We start from the raw sequence: 18,775 nt of genomic DNA, 5'->3' as shown, positions 1-18,775 counted from the left end.
TCAAAAGATAAACAGGCTCCTCCATTCAAGCCCTGTTAACCCAGAACTGGTACAGTTAATAGCACGTATTAGTTAAACCGTTCTTATCATTTTGAATATGTAAACATAGGAGAAATAATCATGGCGAAAGAAAAAATAGTCCTCATTACAGGTGCTTCAAGTGGCATAGGTGAAGCAACCGCCAAAACACTGGTTAATAACGGCCACAAAGTAATACTAACAGCCAGAAGCGAAGACAAATTAACTAAATTAGTACAATCATTAGGTGAAGATAACGCACTGAGTGTACCCGCAGATGCCACCGACTTTACCGAGCTTGAAAACGTAGTAACAAAAGGGCTTAAAAAATTTGGCCGACTAGATGCCGCATTTGCCAATGCAGGTATGGGCGTTTCAACCGCAGGCACCGAAAAAGGCGACCCTGATGAATGGTCAACCATGATAGACATAAACATTAAGGCCCTGCTGTGGACGGCAAAAGCAACCCTGCCCCATTTACGCCAAAACAAAGGTCACTTTATATTAACCAGCTCAGCTGCTGGCCGTAAGCCAATTAAAGGCTCTATTTACGGTGCCACTAAATGGTTTGCTTACGGGTTTGGTCAAAACTTAGCTGAGGAAATGAGCGAGTGGAATGGCCGCTGTACCACCATAGCTCCTGGCATGGTAAACACCCCATTTTTTGATGAAGCAAAGCCCGATAAACTCGACCCACAAGATGTGGCCGACGCCGTACTATTTGCCATTGAAGCAAACCAGCGCAACAACGTGCGCGAGATTTATTTAATGCCGACTAATTAACGTTGATTGGTTTGGGCTGTCAGGTTTAATGCCAATAGTGTTAAACCTGATGGTTGTTAACTCTAAATACCGGCTGGATAGATTAAAAATTTGAGATGGCCGTCTAGTTTATTATCTAAATGGGCGCATAGACATACAATCTAAAATTCGAGTCGGCCGCAATATCCTTGTGAGCAGCTTAATATGAACTAGCTCAAAATTAATATGATTTTTAGCAGTTTATAACAACAACGTCTGCATCTTTAAAAATCTCTCTTGCATACTCAAAAATAGGCTTCGCTAGAAGATCGCTTGGTGCCCAAATATCAACAGCATTATCACTCGCATTGAAAAAACTGACATAATTACCAGCTAGCTGGATTTTAGTAACCGAAGACTTAGGAATAGTTTTCCCGTACTTTTTATTTAATCTAGCAACGGGTAAGTGAGAAATGAACACTTGCTCTCCCATGGCTACCAACACTTTTTCGGGATTATAATGCTTAGACCCATAACTAAAATACAAAGATGTTACGCTAACAATAAAGCAAATTAATAAAAACCATTCCATACACTACTCCCTAAACTATCAACGCCGCCATAACCAGTAGACGTGTGCTAGCACTCTTTAGGCTGCCCTGCCACGAAGTGGCGATGATTGAATACCTTGTTAGCTATCGAAATACACTTAGGCCAAAAGGTGCAAACCTGCCACGCTGCTGACTCCGTAAGCCCATAAAGTTTCAAACGCAGAGCTTAAAAAAATACGAGTACGAGCAGTTATTGTTTTTACCATAGACACCTCCTTTTTACTGTTATCGTTTGCCAAAGGAACTAAACGAATGGTTAAGTAACGAAGTAAAATTAATAAAAGGGCTACAGAGCCAACAATCGCTAGAGGAATTGAACCTCCACCTAATACCCCTATTGGCTTAAATGTACTTTGCTAAATGTTACCTCCTAGATAGCTAACGCCGCCCACAGCGGCGAGCGAAGCGAGTCCGGTAGCCGAAGGCTACGAGCTGCTGGGCTTTATTATGGTTCACGGCAAAATTACATTGATGCGATAGCTTGAAAGGCTATGCGTAACTCATCAACATCTTTAAATCTAATAGACTTATCACTACTAAGGCCTATATCAATGAAAGCACGCACATTCTCTGGTGACTTTTCAGTCTTACTCTTTCCGGTTAAGACGTAATATAAAATACGAGTCAACGCGTATGTTTCATGCAAGATGCTATAACTATCAAATCCTTCTGTAACTAGGCTTGGATCATTATAGTAGCCTTTAAAATCCGTATTTTCAGAAGTTAGTTCGCTATCAACGATTTTCACCAGACCAAAATCCGCTATTTTCACTACAGCCACATCATCATATTCTTTGAGTAGAATATTTTTAGGGCTAATATCCCTATGCAAAATATTTCTAGAATGTATGTACGAGAAAGCTCTGAGTATTTGCAGCCCTAACTTAACGCGATCTTGAAACGATAACTTGGAATTGTTTTTTAACATATACTTATCCAATGAGTTGTCCATAAATTCCATAATGTACTCATTGTTTTTCTCATTGTATCCATAAACTTCTAGAACATATGGTGAGCTTAGCATACTCATTTGTTCGTACTCTCGCTTAAACCTTTCAATTTCCTTTGCATTTAGATCTTTCTTTGCCCGCTTTAAAGCAAAGTTTTTATTATAGAAACTGTCAAAATACTTATAGACATTTGCATAAGACCCACTACCTAGAGCCTTTAGATCAGCGGTCTTATTTTTGTTCTCAATTTTCACTGAGCTTTGGGGAAAAAATATTGGGATCGTGTAATAAATCTCTACCTTTTCAGTATAAGGAGGGATTGCACTCCCACCACTCTTACTCAGAAAGCTCTTACAAAAAGTAAGTCTATCTCGATGGTACTCCTCAATATAGAATGCATATTCGGAGTTCTTCAAAGATCTCTCTAAAGCTTCAATCGTCTCTATAGATCTAATGAGTTCCCTACTCTGGTCTGCCCAGAAGTGAGCCGTGTCTTCATCTGTTGGAAGCCTATTATTCATCGAGTCAAAAAGACTAGTGACGCTAGAGTGAAGAGTAGAGAATAAAATCCTTAACTTGTCATTATTTATTGATTCGTAAAGATCTTCGAATTCATTATTCAAAATATCAATGAGCTTTCTGTAGTGACTCTCTATGGCATTATCTGCATTCATTAATATTATAAAACCTGTCTCTAATTGAACCATAACAACTTAGTCTATAACATTTGTCGTTTTACAAACTGGCAGATGTCCCTATTTTATACCAGTTTCATCCTAACCATAAAATAAATACCTGTAAACAAATAGTTAGCTTCGCCTTACCTTTCCTAAATGTAGCAAAACCCAAAAATGTTGGAGATCAGTAATATCAGACATATAGCTGTGTAGTTGTACTAGTTGATTACTAATTAACAAATCATATTTTAAATACCTGTGTTTAAATCAATAACGCATACACACATTAACCCTTAACCTTGTAACTCATTGTTGCTTATAAAATTAGTTAAAAATCACCATCTACTTCTATTGAATACTCTGTATTTTTACTTCATATTAAATAATCTTATTTCTCACTTATTAGGCTGTTATGTCACTTTTAAAATTTAGCCAAGCACTTATATTTACCCTTGCGAGTACCCTACCGCTTACAAGCCACGCGGCGCTTAATAAAAACGAGCGTGAAATAGTAAAACAGGTTGAGCAAAATATGCCGCAAGCGCTTGAAGAGATAAAACAAGCGGTAAACATTAATAGTGGTTCGCTTAATATTGAAGGCGTAAAAAAAGTAGGCGCTATTGCAAGCGAACAACTAAAAGCGATTGGTTTTAAGGTTGAGTGGTTAGATGGCAGCGCGTTTAACCGTGCAGGGCATGTACTCGCAACCTTTGAGAGTAAAAACCCCGAGGCAATAAAAATACTGATGATCGGCCATCTTGATACGGTTTTTGCTAAACACGATAACTTTATTACCTACAAACAAATTGATGAACACACCGCGAGCGGCCCAGGTGTAGCCGATATGAAAGGCGGTAACACTATAATAATTACCGCCCTTAAAAGCTTACAAGCCCTTAATTTACTTGAAAACGTAAGCATAAAAGTATTGCTTACGGGCGATGAAGAAAGCAGCGGTCGCCCACTTAGCTTATCTAAGCAAGCTATTGTTGATGGCGCAATATGGGCAGATGTAGCGCTTGGCTATGAAAATGGCGATAACAATATTAAAACCGCGATGGCAGCGCGCCGTGGTTATACCGGTTGGACGTTAAATATAACGGCCAATGCTGCACATTCATCGCAAATATTTAGTGATAGTGTGGGCGATGGCGCTATTTACGAGGCGTCACGTATTTTAAATGACTTTAGAGAGCAACTAGCTACACAACCTAATTTAACCTTTAACCCTGGGCTTATTGTAGGCGGTACAAATGCCGATTACGACAGTGCTAACTCGTCAGCAACGGCGTTTGGTAAAAGTAACGTAATTGCGCAAACCGTGCATGTAGCGGGTGATTTACGAGCGCTTTCGCCAAAGCAGGTAGAAGGCGCTAAAAAAGTGATGCAGCAAATAGTGGCTAAAAGCTTAAATGGCAGCCACGCTGGGCTTATTTTTGAAGACGGCTACCCACCAATGGGGCTCACCGAGGGTAATAAAAAGCTGCTTGCACTGTATAGCCAAGCAAGCCAAGACTTAGGCTATAACAAAGTGGTGGCTGCAAACCCTCGTAATGCCGGCGCTGCTGATATTTCGTTTGCTGCAAACCATGTTGATATGGCGCTTGATGGCCTTGGCCTAATGGGCAGTGGCGCGCACACTAAAAACGAAACCGCCGATTTAACCAGCCTAAATAAAAACACCGCTAAAACAGCGCTGCTTATATATAGATTAGGGCAGTTATAAACGCAGGCTTAGCTTTTATGGGTTAATACGCTCTAACCGTTTGCCTGCTACTTGCAATGCAAATTTACGCAACGTTTTAAGCTGCGGGCTTTCGGTTTGCCAATAGTGCCAGTACAAAGGCGTATCAATATAATATTCTGGGAATAAATCGACTAACTCTCCTTTTGTTAACGAATCTCCTAGCTGTAATGTAGGTAATAACCCGTAACCTAAGCCTGCGATCATGGCTTGTTTAAATCCCTCTGACGAAGGGTATATATGGGTAAACAGTGGTGTTGAGCCGTTAATGTCGTTTAAAAACTGATGCTGTAACTTATCAAGGTCGCTATACACTAAACACGGTAAGTGCGCTAACTGCGAAAGGTCGTTGATTTTATGCTGCTTTATAAATTCAGGACTCGCAATGGCTTTATAGCGTATAGCGCCAAGTGGGCTAACAAGTCCGCCATTTACAGGCTCGGGTGATGAGCTAATACACACCATTACTTCGCCGTCTCTCATTCTTTTATGGGCCACTGATTGATCTTCACTAATTACTTCAAACCTGAGCTTGCACGTAAGCTCACTATCGAGCACGGCTAGTGCTTCGGGCAGCCAGGTTGCAAGCGAATCCGCATTAGCAGCAAGCCTTACGCTAAGTGGTGTATTTAAATCTGTATGCTCGTTAAGTGCCCCCACATTAAGGGCTACTTCTAGCTGTAATACTTGCTGTAAATGATTAAGTAAGCGCTTGCCTAATACTGTTGGCGATGGTGGCTGGGTTCTTATTAATACGGGTTCACCTAGTTTAGCTTCTAGCTGATGAATACGTCGGCTCACCGCCGATTGCGTAATAAATAACTTTTTAGATGCCTTTTCAAATCCGCCTTCGCTTATAACGGCGCTAAGCGCATTGAGTAACTGATAATCAATCATGAGTTTTACGCATATAACAATAAATATATTCATTGGATTTGTAACAGAATACTCCCTACCCTGCAAGGCATTGAATAGCAGGTTTTATTTATTTGGATTTAAAGTATGTCGTTTTTGTCGGGTGTGATGCTGGGGCTGAGTTTAATTATTGCCATTGGAGCGCAAAATATTTGGATTTTAAGCCAATGTATGGCGGGCGCTAACCGTTTTGTTTTAGCCGCGGTTTGTATAATTTGTGATGCCACATTAATTATTGTAGGGGTATTTGCAGCTAATGAGTTAAAGCTATGGCTGCCGGAGTTATTACCGTGGTTAACGTGGGGCGGTATAGCTATGTTGCTTTACTTAGCATTTGGCTCTGCACGCAGTGCAATTAAAGGCACATCGGGGTTAAAAGTAACTCAGGTAATAAAAGTGAGCTGGTGGCAAACCGCCTTTGCGACCTTTGCAATAAGTTTACTAAATCCACATGTTTATTTAGATACCGTATTACTGCTTGGCAGTATTGGCGCACTACAACCAGAGCCTATGTACTTTGCTATTGGCGCTTGTGTTGCCTCTGTTATTTGGTTTAGCAGCTTAGTGTTGTTTGCGCCAAAATTAAAAAAGGTTTTAAGCTCCCCTTTTAGATGGCGCATATTTGATAGCTGTGTAGCCGCTATTTTATGTTTTGTAGCGCTTCAGTTGTATAACGTGCCTAGCCAATAAGTTAAAAAAAGCGGTAGTAATATGTGTTACTACCGCTGTTTAATTTTTTACTTGTTCGCCGTTTTAATCTACTAAGCCATTATTTTATATAGAAGCTCTCGCACTGTTGCGGGTTCAAACGGTTTATCACAAATGGCATCAACTCCCGCTTGCGCAATATTAGCTAGGTGGGTGTCGTTTGCCTCTGAGCTCACCATTAAAATAGGAATATGCGAGTAAGCATTTGAGCCACGTACTGTTTCGGTTAACTCGCGGCCATCCATTTCTGGCATGTTGTAATCGGTAACGATTAAGTCGAACGACTGCTCGTTAAGTTGCTCTATCGCTTCTTTACCGTTTTCGGCCTCTACAGGCGCAGGAATCCCCATACCAGCAAGTACGCGTATTATGTGTTTACGCGCAAAGCGGCTGTCGTCAACCACTAACACACGCAGTAGCGTTACATCAAAATGATCAAGCTCTACTTCTTCTTCGCTTATAATATCGAGCGTTGCTTTTAGTGCGCGGGTAATAGCTTTTGCGCTAAAAGGCTTAGGTAAAATAGCCAGCACACCCGATTGGCGTAATTGCTCAAGGTATTTTTTATTACGCTCACTCGATATAAGCATAAAAGGTTGATGCTCAGTGTTAGGGTTTGATCTTATTTCTTGCAATAATGAATCGGCAGTGCCGTCAGATAAATACATAGAGCTTATTACTAAGTCAGGATGATAACTTGCTAATAAGCTAAGCGCTTGCATTTGTGTAGATGCAGTTTCAACTTGTTTTACACCACTTTCTAAAAGCGATTTTATTATTATTTTTTGCTGAACCTCTGAAGGCTCTACAAGTAAAATTGACAAGTTTGCTATTGCAGTTAAGTCGCTCATTCAGATCTCTTTAGTATTGTTATAATCAGGATAATAGTAACATTTTTGACTCGTTAATATTATATAAAGAGATTGTAATATTTAAGAAAACATTATCAATCTCTTTGAAATATAGCACTTATTAATTAGATTGAATGTAATCTAGTGCATTCATTTTTTTATACGTGACGTTAGCGTGCAAAATATGTGCAGGCTCTGGGTCAATCACTTCAACAGGAATGTCGTAATTTCGGGCTATTTCAATTGCCATTTGAGTGATATTGACACTAAATGAAGTGCCCATAAATACAATTTTATCGGCATTGAGCATACGCTGCTGTGCTTCGGATATTCTGTAAAGCTCGGTGTAGTATTCATCAAATAATAAAACAAAGGGCTTAAATGAATGATTTAGCTCTGGCATTTGATTTTGAATATTAAATAGCTCAAAAAGAGAGTCATGCAGGCGGCTTTCGTCTACGCTATCCCACGGGGTCATAAGCGGTTTGACTGCTTCCCCTTGCTTATGAAATAACGTCATTTGATCGAGCCTGCCATGTATAGCGATGTAATTTTTATTACCCGCTTTGCCATCAAGCCCATCTATATTTTGGGTAATTAAGTTTTTATCGCTAAGCCAATGGTGTACGTCGTTAGGGCCATGGTTACGATACGTTGCAAAACGATTGTAATACCAGGCTAAAAACTCGCGCGGATTGTTTTGATACATAGCACGCGTGGCCATTTCCATAGGTGTATAGTTTTTACTACCTATCGTCCAAAAGCCATCTTCGCCCCTAAAAGTAGGTATACCACTAGCAGCACTTACTCCTGCGCCTGTAATATAGAGCGTATTCACTGTGTTACCTCATAACCTGTTACATCGTTTATTACTTGCTGTTGGTTGTTCATACCGCCAATACGATATAAAGCCCCGTTGTGCTCAAGTAGCCCGCGGTGATCCATGCTGCCTTCGGCTAAAGGCGATAAAACTTGCCATGAATTTTGCTCAATATTAAAACGCCACACGTGTTTACTTGCCGGTGCTGGCTTTTTATTGTAGCCAATACCATCGTAGTTATAGGGGTTGTTAGAACCGGCCATCATGTAAATGTTGCCATTGTAGCTAGTAGCAGCCATGCGGTAATGCGACTCACCTGTAGGATGAGGTAACGTGCGCCAATCTATTTTTAGCATATTGTTATCATCTATTGTGCCTTTTAAACACTGCGCAACACCTGCAAAAGAGCGGCGTAAATCTGGATTTGCTTGGGTTTTAACGCCATCGCATATAACAATGGTGTTACCACTAATAGCAGCTGCTTGGCCAAATACGGGCTCGCCTAAAAAAGGTGATGCCTGTTGCCATATGTTGGTTTGGGTATCGTATACCTGTACTAAATTTACGTTTCCATCGTTATGCCAGCCGCTAATAAGGTAAATGTAGCGCTCTTTGTAACTAATCGCTACGCTGTCATCTACCGGTACTGGCATACTTGCAAGGTGTTTGTATGTATTGCTTTTTATATCGAAACGGTACACATCGGGGCTTGAAATTTCAGTATGATCGCTATCTACCGTATAACCACCAAATATATAGGCGTATTCACCTAAGCCCACTGCAGTACTCGCTAAGCGCCCCTTTAAAGGCAAGCTTGAAGGCACGCTCGCTTGTTGCTGCCATGCGCTCTCACCTAATTTAAGTGAAAACACCTTGTTGTGTACATCGCTATGTTGTTTGTTTTTACCAAGCCCCATAAAACTTAAAAAGTAGCTTTGGTTTTGAACTGTAACCTTAGCTACGGCATTGTTTGCAACGGGCTCTGGTAAGGCAGGAAGGCTTGCTAATACTACAGAAAAAAGAAGGCTCATAAGGTAATTAATTTAAAGGTGGCTAATGCACTTAAGGTAATTTATTTTACGCTGATGAACCAGTATTAATGCAGTTATTTGACTAAGCTCGCCTCAGTTAAATGTGTAATTAAACATAATACCAAATGACAATTTATGGCTATTTTTATTCTGTAATTAAGTTTGTAGCAAATTTATTATATTTTATAAACCTACTCGTAAATTTAACTACCGCCACGCTAATAATAATGATTCAAACTAACTTATTATTTACGTTATAAGCTGATGTATTAGCGACGAAAACATATAAAAGCTCTTTATTAGGGCGTGTTGACCTTTGCGGATTGAAGTTTGTTCAATCTAGGGGCGATTAAATCGCGGCGCGAGGTTTGTAACCTAGTGGGCTAAGTAAAAACCGAGTAAAGCTTCCGCGTCCTGCTCACGCCCCTTACCTACATCCATGTAGGCAACAAAGAGTTTATCGCCCCTAGGCAGAACCCGAAGGGCAGCGCATGTTTGGCATTTATGCTGCGTTATCGCCTATTTATGGGGAACAACCACACTACACAGGCTCTGCCTTGCCTAAAAACCAAACACACTGCTGCAAATTCAACCATCAAAGATCAACACGCCCTAGTATTTAATCGCATTTTTTAATTGTGTTGCGCCAATACATGTTAACATTGTGTAATACCACATGTTTTATAAAACAGTGATTATTTTGATTGTGCAGGAGATATTGGTGAAATTATCACGACGTTTTTTTTGGCCATTGCTTTTAATTTGCCCTATTGTTGCGGCAGACCCATTTGAAGATGACGACCTAGACCTCGATACCCTTATGGGAATGGATGTACAAGCAACATCAGCCATGAAAAGAGCACAATCAGCTTTTGATACCGCATCATCTATCTATGTATTAAGCAAAGATCAAATTACTAATTCAGGGGCAACATCAGTCCCTGAAGCGCTAAAAATGGTGCCAGGGCTGATTGTACGTCAACTTGATAATAACCAATGGGCAATCTCATCAAGGGGGATTGCTTCTCGCTTTTCCAGTAAGCTATTGGTGATGATTGACGGGCAAAGCTTGTATACACCAAAATTTGCAGCCGTATATTGGGAAACCCTAAATGTGCCTTTATACGATATTGAACGCATTGAAGTAATACGAGGCCAAGGTGGGTTACTTTGGGGGAGTGATGCAAATAATGGTGTTATTAATATAATTACCAAAAACAGCCTTGATACTCGAGGTGGTTTTGCAAATGCAACAACGGGTAACCAAATTAATGCCGATGTAAATTTACGCTACGGTGGGGATATAAGTAACCAAGGTAGCTACCGTGTTTATGGCCATTTAAAAAATGCTAATGAGTCAAAAAAAGGTATTTCACTTCCTCCTAACGATACAACAAAACAGCATTCATTAGGCTTTAGAGCCGATTTTACCCCCAGTGATGAATGGTCAGGCTTAATTCAAGGTGATGTAACTCACTCTACACTTGGCCAAAACTACCGTGGTGTAATAGACGAATCTAACGAGAACATTGCGTTTTCAGATGATTTAAAACGCACTGACTCACGTATTATGGCTCGACTCGAAAATAGAATGTCGCCAGATGCAAATCAAATGATACAGCTATCTTGGTTAAAGCAAAATGGCTCGCAAGACTATATAAAAGAAGACTTTGAATCGATAGATATTGATTATCAGATGAATTTTATATATCAATCTTTACAACTCGATTGGGGGTTAAACTACCGGTATAACTCTATTTCATTTGCAGAGAGTTTATTTTTAGATAGTGATAAAGACTTTGATGATCTCACGCAATTTGGTGTGCTTGTTCAAGCCCAATACAATGTAACCCCAGATAAGTTAGACTTTATTATTGGTACTAAAGCCGATCATAACGATTTAACCGGTTGGGAAAACCAACCTTCAGCAAGGTTTATATATAAACCAACTCAAAACCATTTAACGTGGGGGGCTGTGTCTCAAAGTGTTAGAACCCCTACACTAATTGAATTTAACGACAACTTTAGAGTTAATGGCACAAGAGTACAGGACCTGGCTGTATTAAGCTCAGGTATTCAAGCCTTAGATAATTACCGAATTGCGACCTACCTAAATGGCAATGACAAAGTAAAATCAGAAAAGTACCTGTCTTACGAATTAGGTTATCGATTTAGCGATAATGACTGGTCAGTGGATCTATCGACTTATTATACTGATGCAAAAAATGTTGCTGTAATTGATATGAATGCACATGATGAGCAATTTGGGCCAATACTTGATTTGTTTCTTGCAGGAAGAATTCCAGAAGTTTTTCAAGCTTTAACAACAACTCGCATAGACTTAGACTTTGCATCAGTTGCAGATACAACAACAAAAGGGTTTGATGTGCTGCTCTCGTGGCAACCACTTGATAACCTAAATACTGAGTTAGGTTATAGCTATACAAAATACACCTACGACTTACCTCCTAGAGTTGAGCCTGCCATAGGGTATGACTCAAAAAACAGGCAGCTATTTGCTAAAGCTAATTATACTTTTTTAACTGATCATAATGTATTTGCAACCCTGCGCGCAGAGAACTCTAATGCATACAATACAGACAGTTACACAACGCTAGATATTACTTGGAATTGGCAACTCAGCCCTGTGTGGGCAACAGCACTTTCGGGTAAAAACCTATTTGCAGGTTCACATATTGAATATAACAATACGCGCGAAACATACACGCTACCAAACTACATTGATGAATGTATAACTTTTACTGTTTCGGCAACCTTTTAAGCAAATAAGATGTGTAAATTAAGAAGCTTAATCCATAGTATATTGATAACGCTCATTCTTTTTAGTGTGGGCGCTAATGCTGTGGAAAAAGAATATATGCTAAAGGCAGGCTTCTTATACAATTTTGCTCGATTTGGAAGCTGGGATCAGCCGTTAGATAACTTAAAGCAGTTTACAGTGTGCAGCCCCGACAAATATTTTATCGATGTAGCTAATAGTGCTTTAAAAAACAGAACTATAAAAAACTTACCACTGCATAATAAACTTATTACGCTTGATGACACCTCCATACGTGGCTGCAATATTGTGTTTATAACTTCTAATACATTTGCAAAGTGGCAAACGGCTAACATCGCCACTGTAAAAAATATAATGGTAATTGGCGAAAGCGACTCATTTATAGAAGGTGGCGGGCACATTAGGTTCTTTCTTTCTGCGGGAAAAGTTCGTTTTGAAATTGCACCCAAACAATTAAAAGATGCAGGTATTACAATGAGCTCAAAAGTATTACGCCTTGCTCGCGTTGTGCAAAGGTAATGTAATGAAAACTTTATTCGCACTAAACACTATCAGTAAAAAATTATTAGTTATTTTAATGAGCGTTGCACTTGCCTCTACCGCTACAGTGACTATTGTATTTAGTGCTTATGAGATAAATAGCGCAAAAGAAGAACAAATAGAAAGCTTAGACTCCCTTTCGAAAATGCTAGCACCAAATATAACTACGGCTCTTATGTTTGATGACCTAGACGCAGTTCAAGAGCTAATAAATCCTATTCTAATGCGCTCTGACGTAGTAAGTATAACGGTGTATAACCAAAGTGATGTTCAACTTGCTGTCGCACTCTCAACCAAGCAAGAGCTCGATCATAGTATCGAAGTAAACACTCCCCTTACGTTTGAAACCAATAACTATGGTTTATTAAAAATAAGAGCTAACGATAGCTATATTCAAAACAAAATTTCTTTTTATAGCAAATTTTTAATTGTTTTGATGACATTTACCTTCGCTGTAAGCTTAGTTTTATCTTTATTATTAAGACGTCGCTTTTTAAACCCTATACTTTACCTAGCACAAACAGCAGATAAAATTACTACATCACACGACTATAGCTTGCGTGCTAAACAACTATCAAAAGATGAAGTAGGCCAGCTTACGGCCTGTTTTAACGATATGCTATCCAATATTGAACAACGAGAAAACTCATTAGAAAACCAAGTTAAACTTAGAACTAATGAACTTGAAAGCGCTAATATTCAATTACATCAATATGCTTATCAAGATGGCTTAACAGACCTGCCTAATAGACGTTATTTTTACGAAAAAATACAAAGCTTAATAAGCGTAAAAGATATGACTTTTGCACTTATCTTTATAGATTTAGATGGTTTTAAAGAAGTTAACGACAGCCTTGGGCATGACTACGGTGACTTACTATTGCACCAGGTAGCAATCCGGTTACAAAACTGCATAACCAGCAAAGACACTGTTGCTCGATTAGGCGGAGATGAATTCACTTTGATTTTAGAAGGCGTTAGCAACGCTAATCAAGCATCAAAAATTGCTGAAACAGTCAAAAGTAGCCTAATGGAAAGTATAAAGATAAAAAATGAAACGGTTTATGTCACAGCCAGTATAGGCTTAACATTTTACCCTGTTGATGGCCAAACTGTTGAAGAGCTTGTAAAACGAGCCGATCAAGCAATGTATTTATCCAAAAATAAAGGCCGTAACCGCTATGAGTTCTTCTCTTATGAAATAGAAGAAAGAGCAACGCAAAGGCGCCTACTTATAGAGGAAATTAGAGTAGCACTGGATAAAAAACAATTTGAGCTATTCTATCAACCAATATTCTCAATTGATGGTTTATCAGTACCTAAAGCTGAAGCACTGATTAGATGGAACCACCCAAAGCGAGGTTTAATTGGCCCGAATGAATTTATACCTGTAGCAGAGAAAAACGGCTTAATAGGAGATATTGGTCATTGGGTTAAATCTCAGGCGATTAAAGATACTGTCGATTTTAACAAGCTGAGTAAAGACGCAGTACAAGTAAGTGTAAACACATCGCCTTTAGAAATAGACCGTGCCGGGCAGTGGGTAGATGACTGGATAACCGCAAGTAAAGAATCTCAACTACCTAACAACACCATACTTATTGAAGTAACAGAAAACACCTTAATGGACCCCGACTCTTCAATACAACGCCAACTAAAACGTTTAAGTGCTATTAACATAGATATAGCGATTGATGATTTTGGTGTTGGCTACTCATCTCTCGCTTACTTACAACGACTAGATATAGATATTTTAAAAATAGACCGTTCATTTATTCAAGATATTGAATCTAACGACAACAGTATTGCGCTAGTGAAAGCCATAATTACAATGGCACATAACCTAGATGTTATGGTAGTGGCTGAAGGGGTGGAAACAAGTAGGCAATATGAACTATTGAAACACCTTAGCTGCGATTATATTCAAGGCTATATTTTTTCAAAAGCAATTACAAAAAAAGAGTTTATAAAAAAATATATCACGAAAAATATTGGTTAGAGGTAACCTGAACTCGAATTGCTAGGCTCAGGTTATTTACTTTGTAACGTATAGCTAGAGCGTGTTGATCTTTGCGGATTGAAATTTGTTCAATCTAGGGGCGATTAAATCGCGGCGCGAGGTTTGTAACCTAGTGGGCTAAGTAAAAACCGAGTAAAGCTTCCGCGTCCTGCTCACGCCCCTTACCTACATCCATGTAGGCAACAAAGAGTTTATCGCCCCTAGGCAGAACCCGAAGGGCAGCGCATGTTTGGCATTTATGCTTCGTTATCGCCTATTTATGGGGAGTAACCACACTTCATAGGCTCCGCCTTGCCTAAAAACCAAACACACTGCTGCAAATTCAACCATCAAAGATCAACATGCCCTAGTTAAACAATAACTCACAACCAACGCGGCACTAGTTGTTTATACTCTTTATATTCCCCAGGGAAGTGCTGCTCAAGATGAGCTTCTTCAACTAAAGTTTGTCTGTATACCGCAATCATACCAACAACTAAGCAAATTAGGCTAAACACACTTGGTAAAGCTAAAAAGAAACCGATTTGTGCAGCTACAACACCTAAGTACATTGGGTTTCTTGAAAATTCATACAGGCCATTTGTTTTGAGTTCTCTCGGGCCGCGAGGATCTACTCCTGATCGCCAAAGCGAAGCCATATGAAAATGAACAAACATTGTCAGTACAAAACCAGCCGTTAGTAAAATATTTCCAAACATAACACCTGGCCAACCATTCAACACATTTAGCAAACCTAGATAGCTATCAACCTCAGGAATAAACACGCGTAGCACACAAACAAACCATATAGCCGCTCTAAAAAACTTAAACACCATATGGTTCCACCAACTAGCGCAAAATTGCTCGCCAGGAAAAATGACTCCTTTTGGAGTTGAACGATTCTTATAAATAATTCTGAAGGTATAAAAGCCAGCAACGAAAGTATAAAAAAGTGCTAGGTATATTCGTGTAAATTCGATAAGTGATGCAGAGTCATCTAAAAAAAGCGGTTGATTCATTGAGGTTGGACTCTCATTCATAATTAATACTAAAGTTATAAGCACATATTAGTATTCATACGCCATACAAACAAGAGAAGTAATTAGTTTGTGATAAATTTATTAAATACACCGCCTACTCTTACAAACTTTATTACTTTAAGCCCTAACTACATCAATGTAACCGCTATTACTGATGAAGTTAATGTGTGTTAGTAACCCACTTTATATAATGTGGAACATGTAGCTAACTGTTTTTCACTTGTCTGCAGACGTAAAAAGCCCGACTATTTCTAGTCGAGCTCTCTATAATTTAAAGTCGGTGCACTACGCAGTAGAATGTCGTAGTCCCCACAGCGCTCGAGAGTCACAGTGAAATGCTACACTATCATTGTGTCGGGGCGGCCTTCCGTGGGGTTCGCCTTCAGCTGTTTTGTTTGATGTATAGGAATACAAATGCCGTGGAGTACAGGACGTACGAGAGCGGCACTACTGAGTTCGGCATGGACTCTTGGCTATTTACTAAACCTCAGACAGAAAAAAACCCGTTACATTGCTGTAACGGGTTTCTTTAATTTGAAGCCTGGTAATGTCGTAGTGCTCACAGCGGTGGAGAGCCACATAGCCAATGCGACACTATCTTTGTGTCGCGATATGAGTGTGTGTTAATTACGCACATTTTACTTTTCTGCAGACGTAAAAAAGCCCGACTATTGCTAGTCGGGCTTTCTACAATTTGAAGTCGGTGCGCTACACAGTAGAATGTCGTGGTGTCCACAGCGCTCGAGAGTCACAGTGAAATGCTACACTATCATTGTGTCGGGGCGGCCTCCCGTGGGGTTCGCCTTCGAGCTGTTTTGTTTGACTACTGAGCTCGGTATGGCCTCTTGGCTATTTACTAAACCTCAGATAGCAAAAAACCCGTTACATTGCTGTAACGGGTTTCTCTTATTTGAAGCCTGGTAATGTCCTACTTTCACATAGCAAATGCTACACTATCATCGGCGCTGTTTCGTTTCACTACTGAGTTCGGCATGGAGTCAGGTGGGTCCAAAACGCTATTGTCACCAAGCAAATTTGGTGCAAAGGATTAATGATAAGCACGTAGTGCTACTATTTCCTTTGCGCAAGGTGCCTCTACTTTAACGCTACGCGCTAAGAGTCACCTCATAAATTTGGAAAATATCTGATAATATTTTTTAAGTTTCTAAGTAATATCTACTTTAGTCATTAACTTCTGTCGCTTTACTGTCACAAAACGCGTTTGGCGTTGTATGGTTAAGCCTCACGGGTAATTAGTACAAGTTAGCTTAATGGCTCACACCACTTCCACATCTTGCCTATCAACGTTGTAGTCTTCAACGGCCCTTCAGAGACTTTAAAAGTCTAGTGAGAAATCATCTCGAGGCCTGCTTCGCGCTTAGATGCTTTCAGCGCTTATCAGTTCCGAACGTAGCTACCGGGCAATGCCATTGGCATGACAACCCGAACACCAGCGGTTCGTTCACTCCGGTCCTCTCGTACTAGGAGCAACCCCTCTCAATTCTCAAACGCCCACGGCAGATAGGGACCGAACTGTCTCACGACGTTCTAAACCCAGCTCGCGTACCACTTTAAATGGCGAACAGCCATACCCTTGGGACCGACTTCAGCCCCAGGATGTGATGAGCCGACATCGAGGTGCCAAACACCGCCGTCGATATGAACTCTTGGGCGGTATCAGCCTGTTATCCCCGGAGTACCTTTTATCCGTTGAGCGATGGCCCTTCCATTCAGAACCACCGGATCACTATGACCTACTTTCGTACCTGCTCGACGTGTCTGTCTCGCAGTTAAGCTGGCTTCTACCATTACACTAACCGTACGATGTCCGACCGTACTTAGCCAACCTTCGTGCTCCTCCGTTACTCTTTGGGAGGAGACCGCCCCAGTCAAACTACCCACCAGGCACTGTCCGTAACCCCGATTCAGGGGCCAACGTTAGAACATCAAAACTACAAGGGTGGTATTTCAAGGACGACTCCACAAAAACTAGCGTCTCTGCTTCAAAGTCTCCCACCTATCCTACACATGTAGGTTCAATGTTCAGTGCCAAGCTGTAGTAAAGGTTCACGGGGTCTTTCCGTCTAGCCGCGGGTACACAGCATCTTCACTGCGATTTCAATTTCACTGAGTCTCGGGTGGAGACAGCGTGGCCATGGTTACACCATTCGTGCAGGTCGGAACTTACCCGACAAGGAATTTCGCTACCTTAGGACCGTTATAGTTACGGCCGCCGTTTACCGGGGCTTCGATCAAGAGCTTCTCCCTAAGGATAACCCCATCAATTAACCTTCCGGCACCGGGCAGGTGTCACACCGTATACGTCATCTTGCGATTTTGCACAGTGCTGTGTTTTTAATAAACAGTCCCAGCCACCTGGTCACTGCGGCTCCCGTCCGCTTAGAGAGCAAGTCTCATCACAGATAGGAGCGTACCTTCTCCCGAAGTTACGGTACGATTTTGCCTAGTTCCTTCACCCGAGTTCTCTCAAGCGCCTTAGTATTCTCTACCTGACCACCTGTGTCGGTTTGGGGTACGATTCGGTATAATCTGAAGCTTAGAGGCTTTTCCTGGAAGTATGGCATCAACAACTTCATCACCTTGGTGACTCGTCTCGTGTCTCAGGTTTAATGTTCGTCCGGATTTACCTAAACAAACGCCCTACTCACTTTCACATGGACAACCATCGCCATGCTTGCTTAGCCTTCTCCGTCCCCCCATCGCAATTATACCAAGTACGGAAATATTAATCCGTTTCCCATCGACTACGCCTTTCGGCCTCGCCTTAGGGGTCGACTTACCCTACCCTGATTAACATGGGATAGGAACCCTTGGTCTTCCGGCGTGCGGGTTTTTCACCCGCATTATCGTTACTCATGTCAGCATTCGCACTTCTGATACCTCCAGCATGCCTCCCGGCACACCTTCAACGGCTTACAGAACGCTCCCCTACCACTCAACGTAAACGTTGAATCCGCAGCTTCGGTGCATAGTTTAGCCCCGTTACATCTTCCGCGCAGACCGACTCGACCAGTGAGCTATTACGCTTTCTTTAAAGGATGGCTGCTTCTAAGCCAACCTCCTGGCTGTCTGGGCCTTTCCACATCGTTTCCCACTTAACTATGACTTTGGGACCTTAGCTGGCGGTCTGGGTTGTTTCCCTCTTCACGACGGACGTTAGCACCCGCCGTGTGTCTCCCGGATATTACTTTACGGTATTCGGAGTTTGCAAAGGGTTGGTAAGTCGGGATGACCCCCTAGCCTTAACAGTGCTCTACCCCCGTAAGTATTCGTCCGAGGCTCTACCTAAATAGATTTCGGGGAGAACCA

The 18,775-nt window shown here is 40.9% G+C and carries 13 protein-coding genes and 2 rRNA genes (1 of these 15 cut by a window edge); 6 read left to right on the top strand and 9 right to left on the bottom strand.

The genetic code is table 11. The features are described from left to right. The first annotated feature begins 120 nt into the window (after window positions 1-120). Window positions 121-801 (top strand): SDR family oxidoreductase, encoded by a 681-nt coding sequence (locus tag ALFOR1_RS17405; protein ID WP_104643843.1) that lies wholly within the window; start codon window positions 121-123, stop codon window positions 799-801. A 211-nt stretch (window positions 802-1,012) separates the two neighbouring features. On the opposite strand, the gene ALFOR1_RS17400 is transcribed toward ALFOR1_RS17405, so the two are convergent. After that, the gene (locus tag ALFOR1_RS17400) at window positions 1,013-1,351 is read right to left on the bottom strand and encodes a hypothetical protein (RefSeq protein ID WP_104643842.1); all 339 of its coding nucleotides are present in this window, start codon (window positions 1,349-1,351) and stop codon (window positions 1,013-1,015) included. A 482-nt stretch (window positions 1,352-1,833) separates the two neighbouring features. Then, window positions 1,834-3,027: a protein kinase family protein gene (locus tag ALFOR1_RS17395; RefSeq protein WP_197709270.1), complete on the bottom strand. Its 1,194-nt coding sequence runs from the start codon at window positions 3,025-3,027 to the stop codon at window positions 1,834-1,836. Between the two features lie 382 nt (window positions 3,028-3,409). On the opposite strand from ALFOR1_RS17395, the gene ALFOR1_RS17390 reads away from it, so the two are divergent. Then, entirely contained in the window at window positions 3,410-4,723 is a 1,314-nt protein-coding gene (locus ALFOR1_RS17390) for a M20/M25/M40 family metallo-hydrolase (RefSeq protein WP_104643840.1), read from the top strand. 15 nt (window positions 4,724-4,738) lie between these two features. Here the strand turns inward: ALFOR1_RS17390 and ALFOR1_RS17385 are convergent, their stop codons facing one another. Further along, the gene (locus ALFOR1_RS17385; RefSeq protein WP_104643839.1) at window positions 4,739-5,638 is read right to left on the bottom strand and encodes a LysR family transcriptional regulator ArgP; all 900 of its coding nucleotides are present in this window, start codon (window positions 5,636-5,638) and stop codon (window positions 4,739-4,741) included. A gap of 105 nt (window positions 5,639-5,743) precedes the next feature. On the opposite strand from ALFOR1_RS17385, the gene ALFOR1_RS17380 reads away from it, so the two are divergent. Continuing rightward, window positions 5,744-6,346: a LysE/ArgO family amino acid transporter gene (locus ALFOR1_RS17380; RefSeq protein WP_104643838.1), complete on the top strand. Its 603-nt coding sequence runs from the start codon at window positions 5,744-5,746 to the stop codon at window positions 6,344-6,346. 71 nt (window positions 6,347-6,417) lie between these two features. On the opposite strand, the gene ALFOR1_RS17375 is transcribed toward ALFOR1_RS17380, so the two are convergent. The 3 genes from ALFOR1_RS17375 to ALFOR1_RS17365 all read right to left on the bottom strand — a co-directional run bounded on the left by ALFOR1_RS17375 (window position 6,418) and on the right by ALFOR1_RS17365 (window position 9,066). After that, window positions 6,418-7,215, bottom strand: a complete 798-nt coding sequence (locus ALFOR1_RS17375; protein ID WP_104643837.1) for a response regulator — start codon at window positions 7,213-7,215, stop codon at window positions 6,418-6,420. A 121-nt stretch (window positions 7,216-7,336) separates the two neighbouring features. Then, window positions 7,337-8,053 carry an SIR2 family NAD-dependent protein deacylase gene (locus tag ALFOR1_RS17370; RefSeq protein WP_104643836.1) on the bottom strand — a complete coding sequence of 239 codons (717 nt, stop codon included), beginning with the start codon at window positions 8,051-8,053 and terminating at the stop codon, window positions 7,337-7,339. Beyond that, on the bottom strand, window positions 8,050-9,066 hold the full coding sequence (locus ALFOR1_RS17365; RefSeq protein WP_104643835.1) for a Kelch repeat-containing protein: 1,017 nt from the start codon (window positions 9,064-9,066) through the stop codon (window positions 8,050-8,052). Before ALFOR1_RS17365 ends, ALFOR1_RS17370 begins: the two co-directional genes overlap by 4 nt. Window positions 9,067-9,787: 721 nt before the next feature. On the opposite strand from ALFOR1_RS17365, the gene ALFOR1_RS17360 reads away from it, so the two are divergent. The 3 genes from ALFOR1_RS17360 to ALFOR1_RS17350 are packed head-to-tail and all read left to right on the top strand — an operon-like array spanning window position 9,788 to window position 14,405. Further along, window positions 9,788-11,848 (top strand): TonB-dependent receptor plug domain-containing protein, encoded by a 2,061-nt coding sequence (locus ALFOR1_RS17360; protein WP_104643834.1) that lies wholly within the window; start codon window positions 9,788-9,790, stop codon window positions 11,846-11,848. A 9-nt stretch (window positions 11,849-11,857) separates the two neighbouring features. Continuing rightward, a complete protein-coding gene (locus ALFOR1_RS17355) occupies window positions 11,858-12,385 on the top strand; it encodes a YfiR family protein (RefSeq protein WP_104643833.1) in 528 nt (175 codons plus the stop codon). Between the two features lie 4 nt (window positions 12,386-12,389). Next, complete coding sequence (locus tag ALFOR1_RS17350) at window positions 12,390-14,405, top strand: EAL domain-containing protein (protein WP_104643832.1); 2,016 nt, start codon at window positions 12,390-12,392, stop codon at window positions 14,403-14,405. Window positions 14,406-14,788: 383 nt separating this feature from the next. Here ALFOR1_RS17350 and ALFOR1_RS17345 read toward each other — a convergent pair whose 3' ends face one another. The 3 genes from ALFOR1_RS17345 to ALFOR1_RS17335 form a co-directional block, all read right to left on the bottom strand. Next, on the bottom strand, window positions 14,789-15,424 hold the full coding sequence (locus ALFOR1_RS17345) for a methyltransferase family protein (RefSeq protein ID WP_104643831.1): 636 nt from the start codon (window positions 15,422-15,424) through the stop codon (window positions 14,789-14,791). Between the two features lie 936 nt (window positions 15,425-16,360). Next, window positions 16,361-16,475 (bottom strand): 5S ribosomal RNA (rrf, locus tag ALFOR1_RS17340). Between the two features lie 202 nt (window positions 16,476-16,677). Continuing rightward, a 23S ribosomal RNA gene (locus ALFOR1_RS17335) occupies window positions 16,678-18,775 on the bottom strand; it runs 792 nt beyond the window's last position.

It is taken from the genome of Pseudoalteromonas carrageenovora IAM 12662, from assembly GCF_900239935.1.
Lineage (GTDB): Bacteria > Pseudomonadota > Gammaproteobacteria > Enterobacterales > Alteromonadaceae > Pseudoalteromonas > Pseudoalteromonas carrageenovora.
This window is presented reverse-complemented; position numbering and strand designations above follow the sequence as displayed.